This window comes from Candidatus Cloacimonadota bacterium (genome assembly GCA_020532085.1).
Taxonomy (GTDB): Bacteria; Cloacimonadota; Cloacimonadia; order Cloacimonadales; family Cloacimonadaceae; genus Syntrophosphaera.
This window is the reverse complement of the sequence record JAJBAV010000008.1, coordinates 57092-76042: the sequence shown is the minus strand read 5'-3', so window position 1 is coordinate 76042 and position 18951 is coordinate 57092. Positions and strand designations below refer to the sequence as shown.

Annotated in this window: 10 protein-coding genes; 4 read left to right on the top strand and 6 right to left on the bottom strand. The window is 57.3% G+C overall.

Features of this window, described 5'->3' with window-relative positions; genetic code table 11:
* Positions 1–54: 54 nt before the first annotated feature.
* Complete coding sequence (gene rpsU, locus LHW45_03550) at positions 55–261, bottom strand: 30S ribosomal protein S21 (GenBank protein MCB5284652.1); 207 nt, start codon at positions 259–261, stop codon at positions 55–57.
* 954 nt (positions 262–1215) lie between these two features.
* Here rpsU and LHW45_03545 point away from each other — a divergent pair.
* Together LHW45_03545 and LHW45_03540 are read left to right on the top strand one after the other, a co-directional pair.
* Positions 1216–1743, top strand: a complete 528-nt coding sequence (locus LHW45_03545; protein ID MCB5284651.1) for a hypothetical protein — start codon at positions 1216–1218, stop codon at positions 1741–1743.
* Positions 1744–2602: 859 nt separating this feature from the next.
* A complete protein-coding gene (locus LHW45_03540) occupies positions 2603–4216 on the top strand; it encodes a choice-of-anchor L domain-containing protein (GenBank protein ID MCB5284650.1) in 1614 nt (537 codons plus the stop codon).
* 198 nt (positions 4217–4414) lie between these two features.
* Here LHW45_03540 and LHW45_03535 read toward each other — a convergent pair whose 3' ends face one another.
* The 5 genes from LHW45_03535 to LHW45_03515 all read right to left on the bottom strand — a co-directional run bounded on the left by LHW45_03535 (position 4415) and on the right by LHW45_03515 (position 15152).
* Complete coding sequence (locus tag LHW45_03535) at positions 4415–8398, bottom strand: hypothetical protein (GenBank protein MCB5284649.1); 3984 nt, start codon at positions 8396–8398, stop codon at positions 4415–4417.
* A 431-nt stretch (positions 8399–8829) separates the two neighbouring features.
* Positions 8830–10458, bottom strand: coding sequence for an ATP-binding cassette domain-containing protein (locus LHW45_03530; protein ID MCB5284648.1), 1629 nt, complete (start codon positions 10456–10458; stop codon positions 8830–8832).
* Between the two features lie 268 nt (positions 10459–10726).
* Positions 10727–12535 (bottom strand): translational GTPase TypA, encoded by a 1809-nt coding sequence (gene typA, locus LHW45_03525; protein ID MCB5284647.1) that lies wholly within the window; start codon positions 12533–12535, stop codon positions 10727–10729.
* A gap of 83 nt (positions 12536–12618) precedes the next feature.
* Positions 12619–14511 (bottom strand): DEAD/DEAH box helicase, encoded by a 1893-nt coding sequence (locus LHW45_03520; GenBank protein ID MCB5284646.1) that lies wholly within the window; start codon positions 14509–14511, stop codon positions 12619–12621.
* 227 nt (positions 14512–14738) lie between these two features.
* Positions 14739–15152: an acyl-CoA thioesterase gene (locus LHW45_03515; GenBank protein ID MCB5284645.1), complete on the bottom strand. Its 414-nt coding sequence runs from the start codon at positions 15150–15152 to the stop codon at positions 14739–14741.
* A gap of 275 nt (positions 15153–15427) precedes the next feature.
* On the opposite strand from LHW45_03515, the gene LHW45_03510 reads away from it, so the two are divergent.
* Together LHW45_03510 and mtnA are read left to right on the top strand one after the other, a co-directional pair.
* Positions 15428–17923: a YfhO family protein gene (locus LHW45_03510; protein MCB5284644.1), complete on the top strand. Its 2496-nt coding sequence runs from the start codon at positions 15428–15430 to the stop codon at positions 17921–17923.
* On the top strand, positions 17913–18947 hold the full coding sequence (gene mtnA, locus LHW45_03505; protein ID MCB5284643.1) for an S-methyl-5-thioribose-1-phosphate isomerase: 1035 nt from the start codon (positions 17913–17915) through the stop codon (positions 18945–18947). Before LHW45_03510 ends, mtnA begins: the two co-directional genes overlap by 11 nt.
* Positions 18948–18951: the final 4 nt, after the last annotated feature.

Below are 18951 nucleotides of genomic sequence, written 5' to 3'. Positions count from 1 at the left end.
ACGAATCCCTGTTGCAAACGGTTCAGGTGGTGGGATGGCGGGAAATGCCCGGGGCTACCTCATGTAGCGCTGCATTCTGCGCTGGATCTTGAGCATTTTGCGTTTGGAAGCGTTGTCTTCGCGTTTTCTGCGCACACTGGGCTTCTCGTAGGCCTGTCTCTTCTTGATCTCGGAGAGGATCGCGGCTTTCTCGCATTTCTTCTTGAACCTTTTCAACAGGTAATCGAAGGACTCATTCTCTTTGGAAACTACTGTCGGCAAACAAATCACCACCTTTTTTTCTAGATTTAGACGCAAAACTTTGGGAGGGGGGTATTGTGTCAAGGGGAAATGTTTTTTAACACAGAGACACAGAGAGGGGGAGACACAGAGGGGGGGGAGACACAGAGGGGGATTTTAACACAGAGGGCGCGGAGTAAAAGCAAAGTAAAAGCGGAGGGGTTTTTGAAAACAGAGGCACAGAGGAACAGAGAAAATGTTTCAACACAGAGACACAGAGATGGGGAGACACAGAGGGGAATTTTAACACAGAGGGCGCGGAGTAAAAGCAGAGCAAAAGCAGAGACGGGCAGAGAAAAACAGAGGATCGACCAGGAAGGTCGACGTCCTCGTCGACCAAAAGGCCTCGGGGCTTTGTTGTAACATACGCTTTAGCTTGTTAGGTGGTCCTGGGTTCAGGGGTCCTCGCGAACGAGCGCGGCGAGTTCGTGGGGTGGTTCATTCCGAGTCTTAGGGGGAAAAGAAAATCCAAACAGAGGGGGATTTTTACACAGAACGCACGGAGTAAAAGCAAAGTAATAGCGGAGGGGTTTTTGAAAACAGAGGCACAGAGGAACAGAGAGATTTTCATGAAGATTGACGGATCGAACGGATTGACAAGTTTGGGGACATAGGGCTAAAGTGTCCGTCATTCCGGGCGGTGAGGCTGGAGTCGATCGACGCAGGAGCATCGGCTACAGCAGAACCCTCATCCTCCCAGCCCCAGCCTGTCATTCCGGGGAGGTCGCGCCAGCGACAGGGGCCCCGGAATCCCGGCCAGAAAAACAACAAATGATCAGGTTCATGCCTTACAAAGGGTCGCCGAAAAATACTATTGACAAAAATCCCAAAACTGTCAGCGATGAAAAACATGATCCCGGGGTGGCAGGTCGAGCGCCGCGACAAGGATCCGTCCCGCCCCTTCGGAATCACCAAAATACTATATGGGAGAAACAAATGGCAGACGTTAACAGTTTGTTTTTCGAAGCGGACGAACAGGCCTACGCCATCCTGGGGCAGAACTATCTGAACAGCTTTCTGAGCACGGGGGTCTGGGGCCAGTGGGCAATGATTCTCAGCAACAAGAGGCTGTATGTGAAGGGCAAGGTTTTTGTCCCCCGGCAGGGCATGGCCAGGCTGGATGAGGATTTCAACGTCTACGACCTCACTGGGTCCAGCTATAGCGTGCGCAGCATGCTGCTGCTGAGGATCCTGGTGGGTGTGCTCTTCGGGTTTTTCGGGCTGGCAATGATTGCAATAGGGTTGGACGAGGGTCAATCCGAAATGTATTTACTTGCATTTTTCGGCTTTGCTATGGGAACCCTGCTGATCCTGATGATCAGGGATATCAGGCATTTGGGCGTGATCTGCAAAGGCGTGATCCACTACTATCCGGTGCGCAAACACAAACAGGAAGAGGTGGATGCGTTTCGCAAACAGCTGGGCCTGATGATAGATTACAACCGCCGGCAGATGATGAAATAGCGCCTCTGAACAGGTTAAGAGAGACGGAAGGCGGTGGCTTCAGCCACCGTGCAGATATCCCGGGCGGTTCAGCCCCAGACGATCTCCGGCGGTTTTAACCGCCGGCCTGATCCCGGAACATTGCTCTGGAATTGTAGAGAATCTGGTTGTCTTCCGGAGCTTGAAAGCGCCGGACTTCGTCTTTCCTCGGCGGAGACTGGCGAAAACGGTGGCTGAAGCCACCGCCTTCCGTCTTTGGTTGAAACCCCCGCCTTCCGGAATGACACACGCCGGGCGTGTTGGGTAATCCCCCTTGGCCGCCTCCCCTTCACTTCCCGCACGCCTCCCCCTAAGTTCCCCTTGTCTGAACGGGAACTGAAGGGGAGGCGGGCAAGGGGCGGGCAGGAGAAGCTCTGGGGCGGAGCGTTCCGGGATACCTGCTCTTTCAAGGCAGGCGGGTCGATCCAGTTCGGGCGGAATCCCTGCCAGGTGAACAAAGCGGAAACACTTGCCCAAGGCACAAGTATTGAAAGCCCTATCTTACGCAATTGGTATATGGTTGGATCACTGGCGGAAGGGTCGCTGTTGAAATCAATCCACAAACTCCGCGAAATCGGGGAAAACATGAGGATATTCCCCATTATTTTTGCTTGACACAGAATAAACGCCCCATAAAGATGAACCTAAGGTTTGGAAAGTTATACTTTCACGCAGATGTTATTTATGGGTTCAGATGCCATGAAAGCGGCGTCTGAAAAGAGTTTCGGGATCCCCTGCCGCGTTCAGAGGTGAGATGCATTCACTTCCGCTCCGGTTTTCGGGGGGACCCGGTCAACCCTGGCGGTCTGATCCAGATCGCCAGAAAAAGAGGAGAAACAAGATGAAGAAAGCACATTTGGTTTTACTTATCGCTGTGCTGCTGCTGGGGCCTGGCCTCATGTTCGCTGAAGGCAGATCGGTACCCAACACACCTCTGCCGGCGTCCGGACAGAGAGCGACCATCAGCGTGACGGACATGACCGGAGGTGTGACCGCCTCTGACTTGGTGCAGAACCTGGTGGGTGGCGGCGTTACCACCTCCAACATCGTTTACACCGGCGCCAGCATCGCCGCAGGTGTTTATACCAGCGGAACCCAGGCGGGGATCGGGATCAATCAAGGCATCATCCTGTCCAGCGGAGCCGCAACGCTTGCCCAAGGTCCAAACAACTCGGATAATGCCTCGCAAGGCAATGGCCTCGCGGGGGACGCGGACCTGAGCGTTCTGGTTGGTGGCGGCGTAACTAACGATGCCTGCATATTGGAGTTCGATTTCATCCCCCAGACCGAGAACCTGCAGTTCACTTTCGTGATGGGATCCGAGGAGTATGAAGAGTACATCGATTATTACGATGTGTTTGGCTTTTTCCTCAATGGCGTGAACATCGCCCTCATCCCCGGCACCACCACTCCCATTTCCATCGGCACGATCAATCAAACCATCAACCAGCCTTACTATGTGAGCAACTATCCCTACCCGGGAACATACGACATCCAGTGCGACGGTTTCACCATACCCATCGCGATCAACGCCACCGTGACCCCCGGAGTTACCAACCACATCAAACTGGCGGTCGCTGACTATTCAGACTCCGTTTACGATACCTGGATCTTCATCTCCGCCGGAACCTTTATCAGCGGCTACAACGTGTATGTGGACTCCAATCCCCAGGGCGCCCTCATTTACAAGGACGGGTTCAGCACAAGTTTGACCACTCCCAACCACATTTCCCAGGCCACCGGCACCACCAGCACTTATTGGGTTGAATTGGATGGCTATACTTGGATGCCTCCCACCCAGACGGTACCGAATATAACCACCAACCAGTCGATCTTCTTCAACGGCTATCCCGGCACCACGCCGGTGGAACTGAGTTCCTTCACCGCCACCACAGGCGCGGAGGGATTTGTGGACCTGCGCTGGACCACCGAATCCGAGACCGACATGCTTGGCTACAGGGTTTACCGGGCTGAAACCAGCCAACTCGGCAACGCCTTGAACATCACGCCCATCCTGATCGGCGCCACCAACACCTCCACCCAGACCGTGTATGAACACGAGGACCACGAAGTGGAAACCAACACCACCTATTACTACTGGCTGGAAGGGGTGAACGTGAACGCCTCGCAGTTCTTCGGGCCCGTGAGCGCCACGGTGAGCGGACAGGACATTCCGGAACTGCCCACCCAGAACCTGCTGGGCAACGCCTATCCCAATCCCTTCAAGGCCGGCACCAGCTTCACGGTGGACATCAAAGCCGGCGATCACGGCACCGTGAGCATCTACAACAGCCAGGGCCGCCTCGTGAGAACCTTTGAGGTGGGCGAAGGCAGCCGCGAGATCCACTGGAACGGCCTGGACAACAACGGCAACCGCTGCGTGAGCGGAGTGTATCTGTATAAACTCAGCACCCAGTCCCTGAATGAGACGAAGAAGATGCTGATAGTGAAATAACCATTCTTACCTCGGATAAAACAAAGGCCCCGGAAAAGTTCCGGGGCTTTTTTTTCGGGAAGGCCACAAGTCTCCAGCAAGCGTGAAATGGTCATTCGTGGAAACGTCAGCTTTGACGGCCGGCATGGTATCGGAGGAGTACAGGACCAGTGGCCGGCGCTTATATCCGCCGGACATCGTCTGTTGGCAACAGAAACCTCAATCCCGCTCGGCGGTCACCCGGTAGAAATACCTGTTTCCCGCGGGGGTCTCAAACCAGACGTCGCCGGTGCTGTAGCCCATGTCCTCGAAAACGCCGTCCGGAGTGGCGCAGCGCCAGACGCGGAAGCGGTCCACCGTTTGGGGATAGGTCCACTGGAGGTGGATCAGGTTTTCGGCCGGCAGATAGACGATGGACAGGTCCTGGACCGGAGGCAGGGTCTCGCCGTCCCATTCGATCCGGTTGTAGGGGTCGTTTTCATAGAGAGAGCCGCTGAAGCCGCCGCTGTAATCATAGAATACGATGAAGCCCTGGTCCGCGCTTTTGTGAACGTTGCGGGGCCAACCGCTGGCAATGGAGGGGAAGGAGGCGCCAACAATATTGAGGGACTGGTTGTTGCCCAGCGTGAGCAGGGTCCCGTCGCTGGCACCAAAACGGAACACGCAGTGATCGAACTTGTACCAGTCGTCCACCAGAGCGCCGGGTTTGACGTTGACCCCCTGCTCGTCCATGTATTCAAAGATGGCGCCGTAAGGGGCGATGACAGCCCCGTTCTCTATGTTCAGGGCATAGAAACCGATCTGGTTGTGGGTGATCGTCGCGGGATTGCCGATCTCTCCCACCACTTCCAAAGCTCCGCCGTAATACACGTTCAGCGCCTTGCCGTGAGCAATGTGTAAAGTGGCTCCGCTGTCAACCTTGAGGGTGCCGCTCACGTGTATGTCGCCGGAAGTGTACATGGACTGATGCCCCAGTTCCAGCACTCCCGCGTATATCGCCACGTCGCCTCCGTTCACACAGTTGAGGGCGCCCCAGAGGGTGACCACGTTGGCGTCATCGATCAGAAAACCGCCCCGCACGGTGCAGGAGTTGATCGAAACATTGCCGGAGCGCTGGCCCGGATTTGCTGCTGCATCAGGGTCCTCGCTGGAACGGGTGAATGGTTTATCGATCCGCAGTTGGTGAAACCAGCTGTCGATGTGGGTGATAATGGCGCAATCCTGGGGGCCGGTCAACATCACCACCCCAGCGCTGGGGTCGAAGGTCCCCCGTTCGTCATACCAGGTGCCGGCGCAGCCGATGGTGCCGCCACTGATGTTGAAATTGCAGGAGTAGGCGGAAGCGGATATCCTCAATCCCTGGTCGCGGATGATGAAATAACCGGTGTCCATGGTGAAATTGACGTTGCCGTTCAAGGCCAGGTAAACGTGGGTGTCAGCGCCAAAGATGTCCATGATACCGCTGTTCAGGATGGTGATGTCGCCGTTTACCTCGCAGTGGGAGGCGCTGTCCTGGTGGATCTCCAGATGTCCTCCGTCGGCGATGAAGGAGCCGTAAAGGCCGTTCTGGGCTAGGTCGGAGATGGTGACGCTGGTTCCCGGGCCAAGGCACTTGAGCGTGCCCCAGCCTTCGTAGGAGGAGATCACCGAGCTGTGGTTGTTGGCAAAACAGAGGCTTGCGGCCGGGTTGGCAACCACCGCTTGGTTAATGGTGCAGGCCCCCATGGCGGTAACATTGTTGCTGACGATCAGGAATCCGGAGATGGCGTTGGTGCTGTCGAGAAAAAGACTGTGGGTGTTCGCGTCGATCACATGCAGAAAGGTGTTGTTCCCGCCCACGGTCTGTATCCCGGTGCCGTTGAAGTAAACCGATCCAGTGCCGGGGTTGAAGACCGTCCCGTCCAGTTTGTACCAGTTTCCGCCCACGGTCATGCTTGGCGGGGCGTTGAAAGTGCCTCCGTGCAGATAAAAATTCCCCCGGGTGGCCGGATGCCCGTTAACGCCCACGGTAGCGGAGCTGGAGCTTTTATTGACCTTAAGTTCGTAAAAGCTGCTGCCCTCCTCCATGTACAGGTAGGAAGAGGCGTCTCCGTAAAGCTCCACCAGCCCGCCGGCGGGGGCGAAATCAGCCTCGGTGACCTCGAATCTGCCGGTGGTGCGGATGGTGCCGCCGGTTATCTGGGAGCCAATGGGGGAGGCAGAGTTCACCACGATTCCCTGGCTCGCGAAATTGAGCGTGCCGGCACTCATGTCCAGCACGGCGTCGGGACTGCCGGGAAGCCAGGCGTCCGGATAGCCCCCATACAGGTTGAAAGTGCCGCCCCGGATGGTTAGATTGCCGCAGAGGTCCATATAGGAGCTGGGATCGTTATCTTGAAAATAGTTGATGGTGCCGGAATTGAGGGTAATGCTGCCGTAGATGCCGGGATCGGCGAGGTCGTTGGCGGTGAAGGTGCCGCCGTTAAGGATGTAGCCGCCGCCGGCCCAGTCGTAGCTGGCGCAGGTGAGGGCCACGCTGGAGGCCAGGCTGAAGGTTCCGGACTCCAGCTTCAGTGTGCCGTTGATCTGGATGGGGCCAATGGCGGAGACCACCGCGGCAGAGGCCTTGTTGAGGGTGAGGTTGCGCAGATGGCTGCCGCTGGCAGTGCGGAACTCGCAGCTAGCGCTGCCATACATCTCCACGGTCCCGCCGGAGGGGGTGAAATCGTAGCGGTCGCAGATGAACCTTTCCGCCGTGCGGATGGTTCCGCCCACGATGTTCTCCGTGAAGCTGTAGCCGTTGGCAATGATGATCCCCACGCTCTGGAAATCCAACACCCCGGAGGAGGCCAGATACAGCATGGCCGCGGTTCCCCGGCCGAAATAGCTGGGCCCGTTACCGCCGCTGACGGTGAAGCTGCCGTTGTAGATGCTCAGGCTGCCGCGCAGGTCCACATAGGAGCCGGCGGCGGAATCCTGGGAATAGTTGATCGTTCCGCCGTTGAGGAGGATGGTGCCGCAGATGCCGGGATCAACCAGGTCCAAGGTGGTGAAACTTCCGCCCTGAACTTCGTAGGAACCGGCCACCCAATCGTAACTGGCGCACTGGACCGCTGTTCCTGCCAGGATGCTCATCCAGCCGGCGCTTTTGTTCAGGATCAGGGTTGCGAAGTTCTCTGTGCTCAGATACTGAACCCCCGTTCCGTTCAGGGTTACGGAACCGTATCCCTCCGTGAAGGCGGCGGGGCCGGTGGTGTTGCTCCAGTTTCCGCCCAGCTTGATGTTGTGGGAAACGGAGGTATAGACAGCGCTGAAAGTTCCGGACTGGATGCTGAGGTTGCCCTTCACCCAGATGTCGGAAAGCAGGGTGGCGCTGTAGCCGCTGGCTTTGTTTATGGTTAGGTGGTTGAAATAGTGGCCGGTGTTCGGGGTGTTGATGAGGGCGTTGTAACTCCCCTCCAGGGAGATGGTCCCGGCGTTGAGGCCGAAGGAGGCCCCGCTGCCCACGTTCAGGTCCCCCTTCAGGATGGTGGTGCCGGCATAATCGTGGGCAAAGGCGCTGTTGACCGTCAGGGCTCCGTTTATGGTCAGCGGATAGGTGGAGGAAGGTGAGATGATTGCCGCGTAGGGAGACACTTTGTTCACGCTGAGATTATGCACGGTGGCCCCGGACTGGTTCACGCTGACGTAGGAATAGGTGATCCCTCCGGCCAGGTTGATCGTGCCGTTGTTCATGCCCACAGCAGAGCCGCTCTGGAAGTTCAGGTCAGCCCAGACGTTCACCGTGGCGTTGGCGGTGAAGGTGGTGGTGGCGCCGCTGCCAAACGTCAGGTTCCCTTTCACGGTGATCGACCCGGAACTGCTGGTCATGGTGAGGTTTCCGTAGCAGTTGAAGTAGTTCTGGACGGTGAGGGTGCCGGTGGTCACGGCCAGCGTGGTCCTGGTCCCGGAATTGATGGTGAGGGAATTGATGGTCGCGAGTCCGGCGAGCACCGGAAAGTTGTTATTGGTCACCTGGGGGATCACCACGTCCTCAGTTGTGGCGGGCACGTGTCCCAGGCTCCAGTTGGCCCCGGTGTACCAGTCGGTCCCGGAACTCCCGTCCCAGGTGTTGGTGGTCCGCTGGTCCGCGCCGCCCTCTGCCAAATACTCATTTTTCTCCAGCGGATCCGCCCCCGCCGCCACCAATCCGAGCAAAAAAACAAACAACAAAAACGTTCTCATGACTCACTCCTCGCGGCTAAAAGTACAGCCTTGCCGGCGCTGTTTTTCAGCTGGACAAACAACACTAGCTCAACTCTCAAATGAAGGTAATTCATTATTTTGTCAAGAAGAATTTCCTGTGATCCGCCCTTATCACACCCCGTATTCACTTCCTGAACACCTCCGCCTCAGCTCCTGCCTGGCCGGGGGGAGGTGAGGCGGAGGCGGGCAGGGGGTGAACAGGCGAAGCTTTTGGGCGAACTGCTTGATGTCCGCCAGCTGGGCAACTTTCGGCTCTCTTTCAAGCCAAGGGGGTGATGATGTACGGCGGACCCCCGCCTATAGTCCCGCACCCCGCGCGAGGCGGGGTTGTTTACCTCTGTTGAGCTTCTGAGGCTTCGCGGAACAAAGGCCAGGTTTATTGGGAAAGCAGAGGGACAGGCGCCATGGAGTCAAGATCTCAGGCCGGGGGCTTCGGATAGTTCCACCTTGCGTGTGGCCAGCCTGCTGATGAAGGCGCGGTCGTGGGAAACGAAGACCATGGCCCCAGTGAAGTTATCCAGGGATTCCTCCAGCATTTCGCGGCTGCGGATGTCCAGGTGGTTGGTGGGCTCATCCAGCAGCAGAACATTGTATTCGGCCAGAAGCAACCTAAGAAGCTGCAACTTCGCCCTTTCGCCCCAGGACAGGCTGCCTGTCCGGGCAAAGGCCAGGTCTGTCTTCAGGCCTATGCAGCCCATGAGGGTGCGTATCTGGCTTTCCTCCTTGCCAGAAGCTTTCAGGAAATCCAGCACCAAAGCATGGGGATCAAACCGGCTGAGGTCCTGTTCAAAACACCCGATCCGCAGGCGATTGGCGCGGGAGATCGATCCTTCGCAGGGGTCCAGCGATCCCTGCAGAAGGCGCAGCAGGGTGGTCTTGCCACTGCCGTTGGGACCGGCCAGCCAGAGTTTTTCCGCGCCATTCAGGTGGAGGTAGAAATCGCGGAAGATCCAGCTTTCCTGATAGCGAAAGCCCATCCCAGCAACGTTGATCAGCTCCCGGTCGGCCACCTGGACCTGTTCGAAGGCGAGGTGGCGAAGCTTGTCCTGATGGGGTTTTTCCACCGGATACCGCTCGGTGAGCATTTTGATGCGGTTTTCGATGTTGCGGGCCTGCTGCATCTGGGTGCGGGCAGGGTTGGTGATCAGCTCGAAAACGTGGCCGCCGCCCTCGCCGCGGGTTTCCTTCTGAAAGGAGGAGGCCCAGGCCCGTCTTTTCCGGCTGGCTTCACACAGTTGGCGCAGCAGGCGCTGGCGTTCGCGGTATTGCACCATTTGGTGGTCCTTCAGCTGCTGCCTGTCGCGGACGAAGCTCTGGTAATTCCCGGCACGCAGCTCCAGCTGGCCGGCCTCCAGTTCGGCTATTTTGGTGGCGGTGTGGTCGATGAAAACCCGGTCGTGGGATACAAAGAGGACGGCGCCGCCATAGTCCAGCATCCAGTCCTCGAACCAGAGCAGCTGTTCGGAGTCCAGATGGTTGGTGGGTTCGTCCAGGATGAGAATATCAGGTTTTTCCAGGAGCAGGGCCGCCAGTTGGAGGCGGGTGGATTCGCCGCCGGAGAGGGTGGCGCATCGCTGTTCCGCCAGCGGCAGCAAATCCAGCTCGAGGAGGATGGAATGGACCTCGTTTTCCCAGTCCGCCGTGTTCTGATCGTTGTATTCCTGCCAGAGAGAGGCCAGCTCGATTCCGGCGGAAGGGGAGAGATTCTCCGCGGATGACAGAGTATCGATCCGGGTGAGCATTTCAAATTGCCGGGGCCGAACCTGCAGCAGAAAATCGCGAACGCTGAGGGGCGCGGAGACGCGGATGTCCTGGGGAAGATAAGATATTGTGGGGCGAGAGGTTGGATAGCTGATGCGGCCTCGTGTGGGGGATAGTTCACCCAATATGATCCGCAGCAGGGTGGTCTTGCCGCAGCCGTTCTTGCCGATCAGGGCGATCTTTTCCCCCTCGGCGACCACCAAGCTTACGCCCGCGAGGACGGGCTGATACTGGTCCGGGTAGGTGTAGTGGATGGTGTTGAGCTGAATGAACTGCATGGGTTTCTCCTGTGATTTGATCTTGGGATGGGCAGCAACAGCTCGATGGGATCTGTGAAAAAGGGGTGTGATCACAACGCGAGAGCTGTTACAGGATCAACTCTTCCGGCGCATCGCGATTACCTCCTTTGATTTTTTGGACGTCATTTTCTGTGATGGCGAATCGCCGTCAAGGAAATTATGGTGTCGCCCGGATGATAAGCCTCCGCCCTGCCGAACTAAGAGGCAAATGTAAGGAATCATGCCCGCCCGGACGCGGAAAGCTTTCTCAGGACGCGTTTTCGGCGCGTTTGCGGTCGGTGTGGTGGAGTATCTTTTTGCGCAGGCGGATGCTGTCCGGAGTGATTTCCAGCAGTTCGTCGTCGCCCACGTATTCCATGGCCTGTTCGAGGCTGAAGACACGCGGGGGGATGAGGTTGATGGCGTCATCTTTGCCTGCGGCGCGGTTGTTGGTGAGTTTTTTGCCGCGGCAGACGTTGATCACGAGGTCTTTTTCCTTGCTGTGCTGGCCCACCACCATACCGGCGTAAACCTCGGTGTTGGGATGGATGAAGAAGGTTCCGCGGGGTTGGAAGGCGTTCAGGGAATAACCGAGGGCGGTGCCGGTCTCCAGCGCCACCAGCGAGCCGTGGGCGGAGCCGCTGATCTCGCCTTTGAAGGGTTCATAGCCGCAGAAGCACTGGGTCATGATGCCGGTGCCGCGGGTTTCGGTGAGAAATTCGTTGCGGCAGCCGATGAGGCCGCGGGCCGGGATCTTGAAATCGAGGCGGGCATAACCGTCCACGGCGGGGGTCATGCTCACCAGTTCGCCTTTGCGGACACCCATCATGTCGATCACGGCGCCCACGAATTCCTGGCTTACCTCCACCACCGCCAGTTCCATGGGTTCCAGCAGTTTGCCATCCACTTCCTTGAAGAGCACGCGGGGTTTGGAAATTTGAAACTCATAGCCCTCGCGGCGCATGTTTTCCATCAGAATGGTCAGCTGCAATTCGCCCCGGCCCTTCACCACGAAGGTGTCCGCGGAGCCAGTCCTCTCCACCACGAGGGAGACGTTGGTCTGCAGCTCTTTCTGCAGGCGTTCCCAGATCTTGCTGGAGGTGAGCCATTTGCCACAGCGGCCCATGAAAGGTGAATTGTTGATCAGAAATTCCACGGCGATGGTGGGCTCGTCGATGCTGATGCTGGGCAGGGGGACGGGATTGTCTTTGGTGGAGACGGTTTCGCCGATGTCGATGCGCTCCAGTCCGGCGATGGTGACGATGTCGCCGGCGTGGGCAAGTTTGATCTCTTTTTTGTGGAGGCCGTGGTAGTTGAAGAGGTTGGTGACCTTGTAGATCAGCTGGCCGCCGTCGCGTTTGATCAGCAGCACTTCGTCGCCGGGGCGGAGGGTGCCGCTGTGGACCTTGCCGGTGCCGAGCTTGCCCAGATACTGGTCATACTCGATGGCGGAAACCAGCATCTGAAAGCCGCGCTGGCGGTCGCCTCTGGCGTTGGGGACCTTGTCTATCACCAGGTCCAGCAGGGGAAAGATGTTCAGGGCGGGGTCGCCGATCTCGGCGATGGCGTAGCCGTCCTTGCCGGAGGCGTAGATCACGGGGAAATCCAGCTGTTCGGGCTGGGCGTTGAGTTCCAGGAAGAGTTCGAAGATCATGTCCAGCACATCGTGGGGACGGGCGTTGGCGCGGTCGATCTTGTTGATCACCACGATGGGTTTGAGGCCCAGGTCCAGAGCGTTTTTGAGCACATACTTGGTCTGGGGCATGGGGCCTTCAAAGGCGTCCACCAGCAGCAGCACGGAATCCACCATCTTCATGATGCGCTGCACCTCGCCGCCGAAGTCGGAGTGGCCGGGGGTATCCACCAGATTGATCCGGTAGCCGTTGTAGGTGAGGGAGGCGCATTTGGAAAAGATGGTGATGCCGCGCTCTTTTTCGATGGCGTTGGAATCCATCACGCGCTCGACCACGGCTTCGTTGCTGCGGAACACGCCGGTCTGGCGGAGCATGGCGTCCACCAGGGTGGTTTTGCCGTGGTCCACGTGGGCGATGATGGCCATGTTTTTTATCTTGTGCATTGTTTATCCTTGCAAAAACCCGCGCACGGGTCCTGTTGACGGCTCGGGGCCGTACCGAAGAGGGGAGGCTGCCCGCGGAGGGGTCAGGCGTCCCGGGAGCTGGTTTTTTTGCGTTTGGCCGGGGTTTTGCCGGGGCCGGCGTAGGCCTTTTTGGCGGTGGTGATGCCCTTGGGCGCTTTGGTGTAGGCGCGTTTGGGTTTTTCGCCCTGAGGTTTGCCGTATTTGCGTTCGGGTTTGTCGTCCCGGGTTTTGCCGTATTTGCGTTCGGGTTTGTCGTCCCGGGAGCGGGAATGGGCCTCGTTGCGGTCGCCGTAAGGTTTGGCCGGGGTTTTGCGGGCATATTTCTGCTCGCGTTCCGGGGCCGGGCTGTCATCCCGGGAGGAGGTTTGCACCGAGGCGTTGATGGCTTCGCCGTTGTAGTTGTTGCGGGCGAAGGCTTTCATGATCTGGCTTTCGTAGGCGCCGTCGAGTTCGATGAGGGTGTGGCCCTCGGCGATGTTGATGCGTCCGATCTCGATGCTGCGGGCGATCTTGAGGCGGTTGATGAAGGTCATCAGATCGCGTTTGGTAACCCCGTAGCGGCGGCCAACGGCCAGCCTGAAGGTCTTGAAGACCACCTGCGCGTTATCGCGGGGGGACTGGCGCTGGGTGGCCTGGGTGAGGTCGGCGCTGTCTTTGTAATAGCTGAGGAAGCGGTTGAATTCCACCGAGACGAAGCGCTGGATCAGCTCTTCGCGGCTCATCCAGCCGAGTTTCTTATAGACGTTGGGCAAGAAGGACTCGATCTCCGCGGTGGCCACTTCCACGCGTTCCACAACGTCGATGAAGTTGAAGAGCTGTTTTTCGCAGATCTCGCGTCCGGTGGGCACGGGGGAATAGACGATCTCGCGGTTGAGGCGCTTTTCCACGGCCTTGAGGGCGGCACTTTCGCGGGGGTGGATGATGCTGATGGAGACCCCGCTCTTGCCGGCGCGGCCGGTGCGCCCGGAGCGGTGGATGTAGATTTCCGGCTCCATGGGCAGATGGTAGTTGATGATGTGGGTGAGGTCGTCCACATCGAGGCCGCGGGCGGCGACGTCGGTGGCGATGAGGAGCTGCACGTATTTGGAGCGGAAGCGGTTCATCACCAGTTCGCGCTGGCCCTGGCTGAGGTCGCCGTGGAGGGCGTCGGCGTTGTAGCCGTCGTGCTGGAGTTTGGTGGCGATCTCCTGGGTTTCGGTGCGGGTGCGGCAAAAGACGATGCCGTAGATCTTGGGGTTCATGTCGGCGATGCGTTTGAGGGCCAGATATTTATCCCGGGCGTGCACCCGGTAAAAGAAATGCTGGATGTTCTCGGCGCCTTGCTGTTCGTTGCCTTCGCTGATGCGGTGGGGCTCGCGCAGGAAAGTGCTGGCCAGCTTGGCCACCTCCCGGGTGGTGGTGGCGGAAAAGAGCAGGATCTGCTTGTCGGCCGGGGCGTGGCTCATGATCTCGAAGAGGTCGTCCTTGAAGCCCATATTGAGCATCTCGTCCGCTTCATCCAGCACCAGGCGCGAGATCTGTTCGATCTTGAGGGCGCCCTGCTTGATCATATCCAGCACGCGTCCGGGAGTTCCCACCACGGTCTGGGGTTTGGCTTTGAGGGCGTCTTTCTGCTTCTGGATGGAAGCGCCGCCATAGACAGCAGTGGTTTTCAGGCGGGGCATGAAGCTGGCGTAGGCGTTGAAATCGCTGTTTATCTGCAGGCAGAGTTCGCGGGTGGGGCAGAGGATGAGGGTTTGCACCCAGGGTTTTTCTATGTCGGTCTGGCTGAGGATGGGAAAACCGAACGCGGCGGTCTTGCCTGTGCCCGTTTGGGCCAGGGCGATGAGGTCGCCATCGTTTTCCAGCAGCCAGGGGATCGTGGAAGCCTGGATCGGGGTCGGGCTTATGTAATTCAGGTTGGCGGCTGCTCTGAGCAGTGGCTCGGGAAGGGAGATATCGGTGAAGTTTAACAAGTGGGGATTCCTTAAATTGATTTAACTGAAGTCAGGATTTTTTCCGGGCTGATTTTGTAAAGTATTATAATTCAATGCTCATATTCAGTGGTGGGGGTTGGGTTTCAACGCAGAGGGCACAGAGGTGGGGAGACACAGAGAAATGAGTTTCCCTACTGATTCAACGGATATGTCTGATTATGCGGATTTTCTTGATCAGCGTCATCCGCGTTCCATTTATCCCCGCTTCATTCCGCGGCGGGAGGTTCCAGGTATGACAAAAAGAGTTCGCACACTTCCGGAGGCAGACGCCGTGCCTTGCCGCCGCTGGCAAAGACGCCGATCATCTGCGCCTCGAAGCAGAGTTCGCCGCGGGAATTGTAGATCCGCTGCGTCCAGTGGCCTTTCACGCGGTTCATGTCGTCGAACCAGCTTTTGATGATGACGATGTCTTCATGTTCGATGGCCAGGCGGTAATCCAGGGTGAAGTTGCGGATGAAGATCTGGAGGTTGAGCTCCCGCATCCGGGCCACGGACATGCCCATTCCGATCATGGCCTCGGAGCGCGCGCTTTCCAGCAGCTGGAGGTAGTTGGCGTTGTTCAGGTGCCCGTAGATGTCGCACTCGAAACCGTAGATCCTCTTGCGAAACTCGAAAACCATTGTCTGTCTCCCTTTTGGCGCCAGCCGCCGCATTTTGTGCTTGACCGATAGGGGCGGCGCAATTCTGGTGAAAAAATCATCTTTGAATTGAGGATAAAATGGCCAAGAAAAATGTCAACCCCAAAATTCAGCATAAAGGCGGAAGCAAGCCTGCCCCCCACGCCAAAGACATCCGGGCGGGACTGGCGAAGCACCACAAGCAGGTGGCCGCGGCCGCGGAGACTTCCAACTGGATGGATATCCTGACGCACAAGCCCTGGCTGCCCTGGGCGCTGATGGGCTTTCTGCTGGTGTGCGTCAGCCTGCTCTATTTCCCGGTGGCCTTCGGCGGCAAAACCCCGCAGGCTTCGGACATCTCGCAGTGGCAGGGCGCGGCCAACAAGATCATCGAATACAACGAAAACCATACGGACAATGCCCTCTGGACCCAGAGCATGTTTTCCGGCATGCCCGCCTACATGATCTCCTTCCCGAACCGCTGGCCCTTTTTGGAAAACATTTCCCGGCTCACAGACAAGCTGATCAACTGGCGCATCTTCCTGCTCTTCATCGGCGCGCTGGGGATGTTTTTACTGCTCCGGTTCCTCAAACTGGACGTCTGGACCAGCTTTTTCGGCGCCGTGGCCTTCATGTTTTCCTGCCATTGGCTGGGACTGGTGGAGATAGGCCACAACACCAAATTCCGGGCCATCATGTACATCCCCTGGGTGATCTGGGCCTTCATGCGCCTGCGCCAGAAACCCGGACTGCTCAGCCTGGGGTTTTTGGCCACCGCGCTGATCGTGCAGCTGCGGGAAAACCATCCCCAGATTAGCTATTACCTCTATTTGTTCCTAGGTCTGTACTGGCTCTGGCAGTTGGCGGAAAGCATCCGCGCCAAAGACCATAAACGCTTCTGGCTCTTCACCGCCCTGGCCGTGGTGGCGGTGGGGCTGACCCTGTTGGCGGTGCTGAACCCCTACCTGAGCACGATGGAATACAGCAAATTCACCCAACGCGGCGGCAGCGCAGGCCTGGAAACAAGCTATGCCCAAGGCTGGAGTTTCCATCCGCTAGAGATACTTACCTTGATCATTCCTGACTTTTACGGTGGAGTGGCTCACTTGGAAAATGGACAAGGAGTTAACAACTACTGGGGTTATATGCCGAGCACACAGATATATAATTACTTCGGCTTGGCAGTTTTGGTTTTGGGGTTGTTTCCTCTCTTCTATAAGAAGCATCGTAGGTTGGCAATTTTTCTATGCGCGTCTTCGTTTGTGTTTATGATAATGTCATTCGGCAGTGCAACGCCTTGGTTGTCAAATATATTCATGAAGTATCTGCCCTATTTCAATAAATTCAGAGTGCCATCGATGATTCTGACTATGGTTCAGGTTAATGCTGTAATATTAGCAGCTCTCGGTTTGGATGGGATTGTTCAAAACGCCGCACAATTAAACTCTAAATGGTCCAAGAATATACTAAAAGTATTCTGGGCCTGCGGTGCGTTGTTTATTGTTTGGTTAATATCTGCCAAAGGCATTTTTAAGGGACTAAGCTTTGCAACTGCTGAACAAATAGCGACTTATGCGCAGAACAACGCCAGTTACCAGCTACAGGAGCTGAAAGAGATCCGACTGGATATGCTTTATAAAAGCGGAATTCTAAGCTTGCTGTTTTTAACTATTAGCATGGGTCTTGCCTACTTAGCTAGTATCCGAAAGTTAAACAAAACAGCGTTTATACTGCTCACAACTTTTGTTGTTTTCGTTGACCTCTATATTTATACTGGCAAAAACCTTAAGAGCGAGAACATGCAGGATCAGCAGCAGTATCAAGCTAAGTTTGATATAGAGGACTACGATGAGTATCTGCTGACAGATAAGGATAATTTCAGGATTTATCCAATAGATTTAGGACGCGGACATGAGAGATTTCCAGGCGAGTGGGCATATTACCACCAAACGATAAATGGTTATTCAGCTGCCAAGCTGAAACGATATGACAACTTGCTTAAACATATTCAAGGAGACCAACAGAAGAGCATAACTGGCGAAGTAAACGTTATGTTAACAGGCATGTATCCTGATAAAGAAGGGGTGTTCCCTGTGGATAAACCAACTCCGCTGATTGATATGCTTTCAACTAAGTACTTAGTGTTTCCTCAGCCACTTCCTAACGATTCCCTGTTCACTATTAATACACCGCCTCTGGACCAATTCTACAATAAGCTAACCCCTGTTTTCAAGGGCTTCGACGGCACCTCGGTTTACCGCAACGAGACCGCCCTGCCCCGGGCCTGGTTCGTGGACTCCGTGCGGAAAGTGGCTCCGGCGGATTCCATCCTGCCGCTGCTGCGATCTGAAAGTTTCGACCCCCGCCGCCTTGCCTATGTGGAAACAGACCTCCCCGGCATCCAGGCGCCTGATTCAGCCAGAGTCACGCAGACCGCCGCGGAGATGCACAAACTGGCTTACGACCTTTACTCCGACAAGCCCGCCTTCCTGGTGCTGAGCGAGATCTACTACCCCGCCGGCTGGAAGGCCACGCTGGACGGCAAAGAGATCCCCATCCACGCCGCGAACTACATCCTGCGCGGATTGCAGATCCCCGCCGGAGCGCACAAACTGGAGCTGGTTTTCGCTCCCGCCTCGTATAAAACCGGCGTCAGCCTCAGCCTGATCGGGCTGCTGGCGAGCCTGCTGGCCCTTGGCGGAGGCCTGGCCTACCCGCGCATCAAACGACGTCCCGCCCCTGCTGCCTTGGAAAAAGCGGCCGATGATCGTTGACGGACGCGAATACCGCAGCGTCTGGTGGGAACACGGACGCCTGCGGATGATAGACCAAAACAGGATACCGCAGGATTTTACCCTGATGGAGTTCACCGACCACCTCCAGGTGGCGGAGGCCATCCGCAACATGAATGTGCGCGGAGCCCCGGCCATCGGAGCGGCGGGCGCTTTCGGCCTCGCCCTGGCGGCGAAGAACGCTCCGGACCAGCGTTTCCGCAACCACATCCGCCAGGCCCACGATCTGCTGATCGCCACCCGCCCCACCGCGGTTGACCTCCAAAGCGGCGTCAACTACGTTTACGAACAGACCATCAAATTCATTCCGGACCTGGCCCACGCCCGCAGAGTGGCTCTGCTGGCCGCGAAGGAATTCGCCAACCGCAGCGCCGAAGATTGCCGCCTGATCGGAGAGCAGGGCCTGCCGCTGATCCCCCAGGGCGCCAGGATCCTCACCCATTGCAACGCCGGCGCCCTCGCCACCGTGGATTGGGGCACCGCGCTGGCCGTGGTGCGGCTGGCCCACCGCAAGGGCCGCGACATCTTTGTGTATGTAAGCGAAACCCGGCCCCGCCACCAGGGTTCCAAGATCACGGCCTGGGAACTGGAGCAGGAAGGCATTCCGCACGCCATCATTCCTGACAGCGCCAGTGGCTACTATTTCTGGAAGAAAGAGATCGACCTGGTGATCACCGGTGCTGACCGCGTCTGCCTCAACGGCGACATCGCCAACAAGATCGGCACCTACGACAAGGCCGTGCTGGCCACCTTCCACGGCATTCCCTTCTACGTGGCCGCGCCACTTTCCACCTTCGATTTCGCCTGCCGGCAGGGAACCGAGATACCCATCGAATTCAGAAGCGAGGAAGAGCTCAAGCTCTACGGCGGACAGATCACCGCCAATCCCGGCTCACCCGCCCTGAATCCTGGTTTCGACATCACTCCGGCTGAACTGATCCGGGGCATCATCACCCCCAGAGGCGTTTTCACCCCCGGCGAGGCCGCCCAGAAGGTGCAGGGCTGATAGC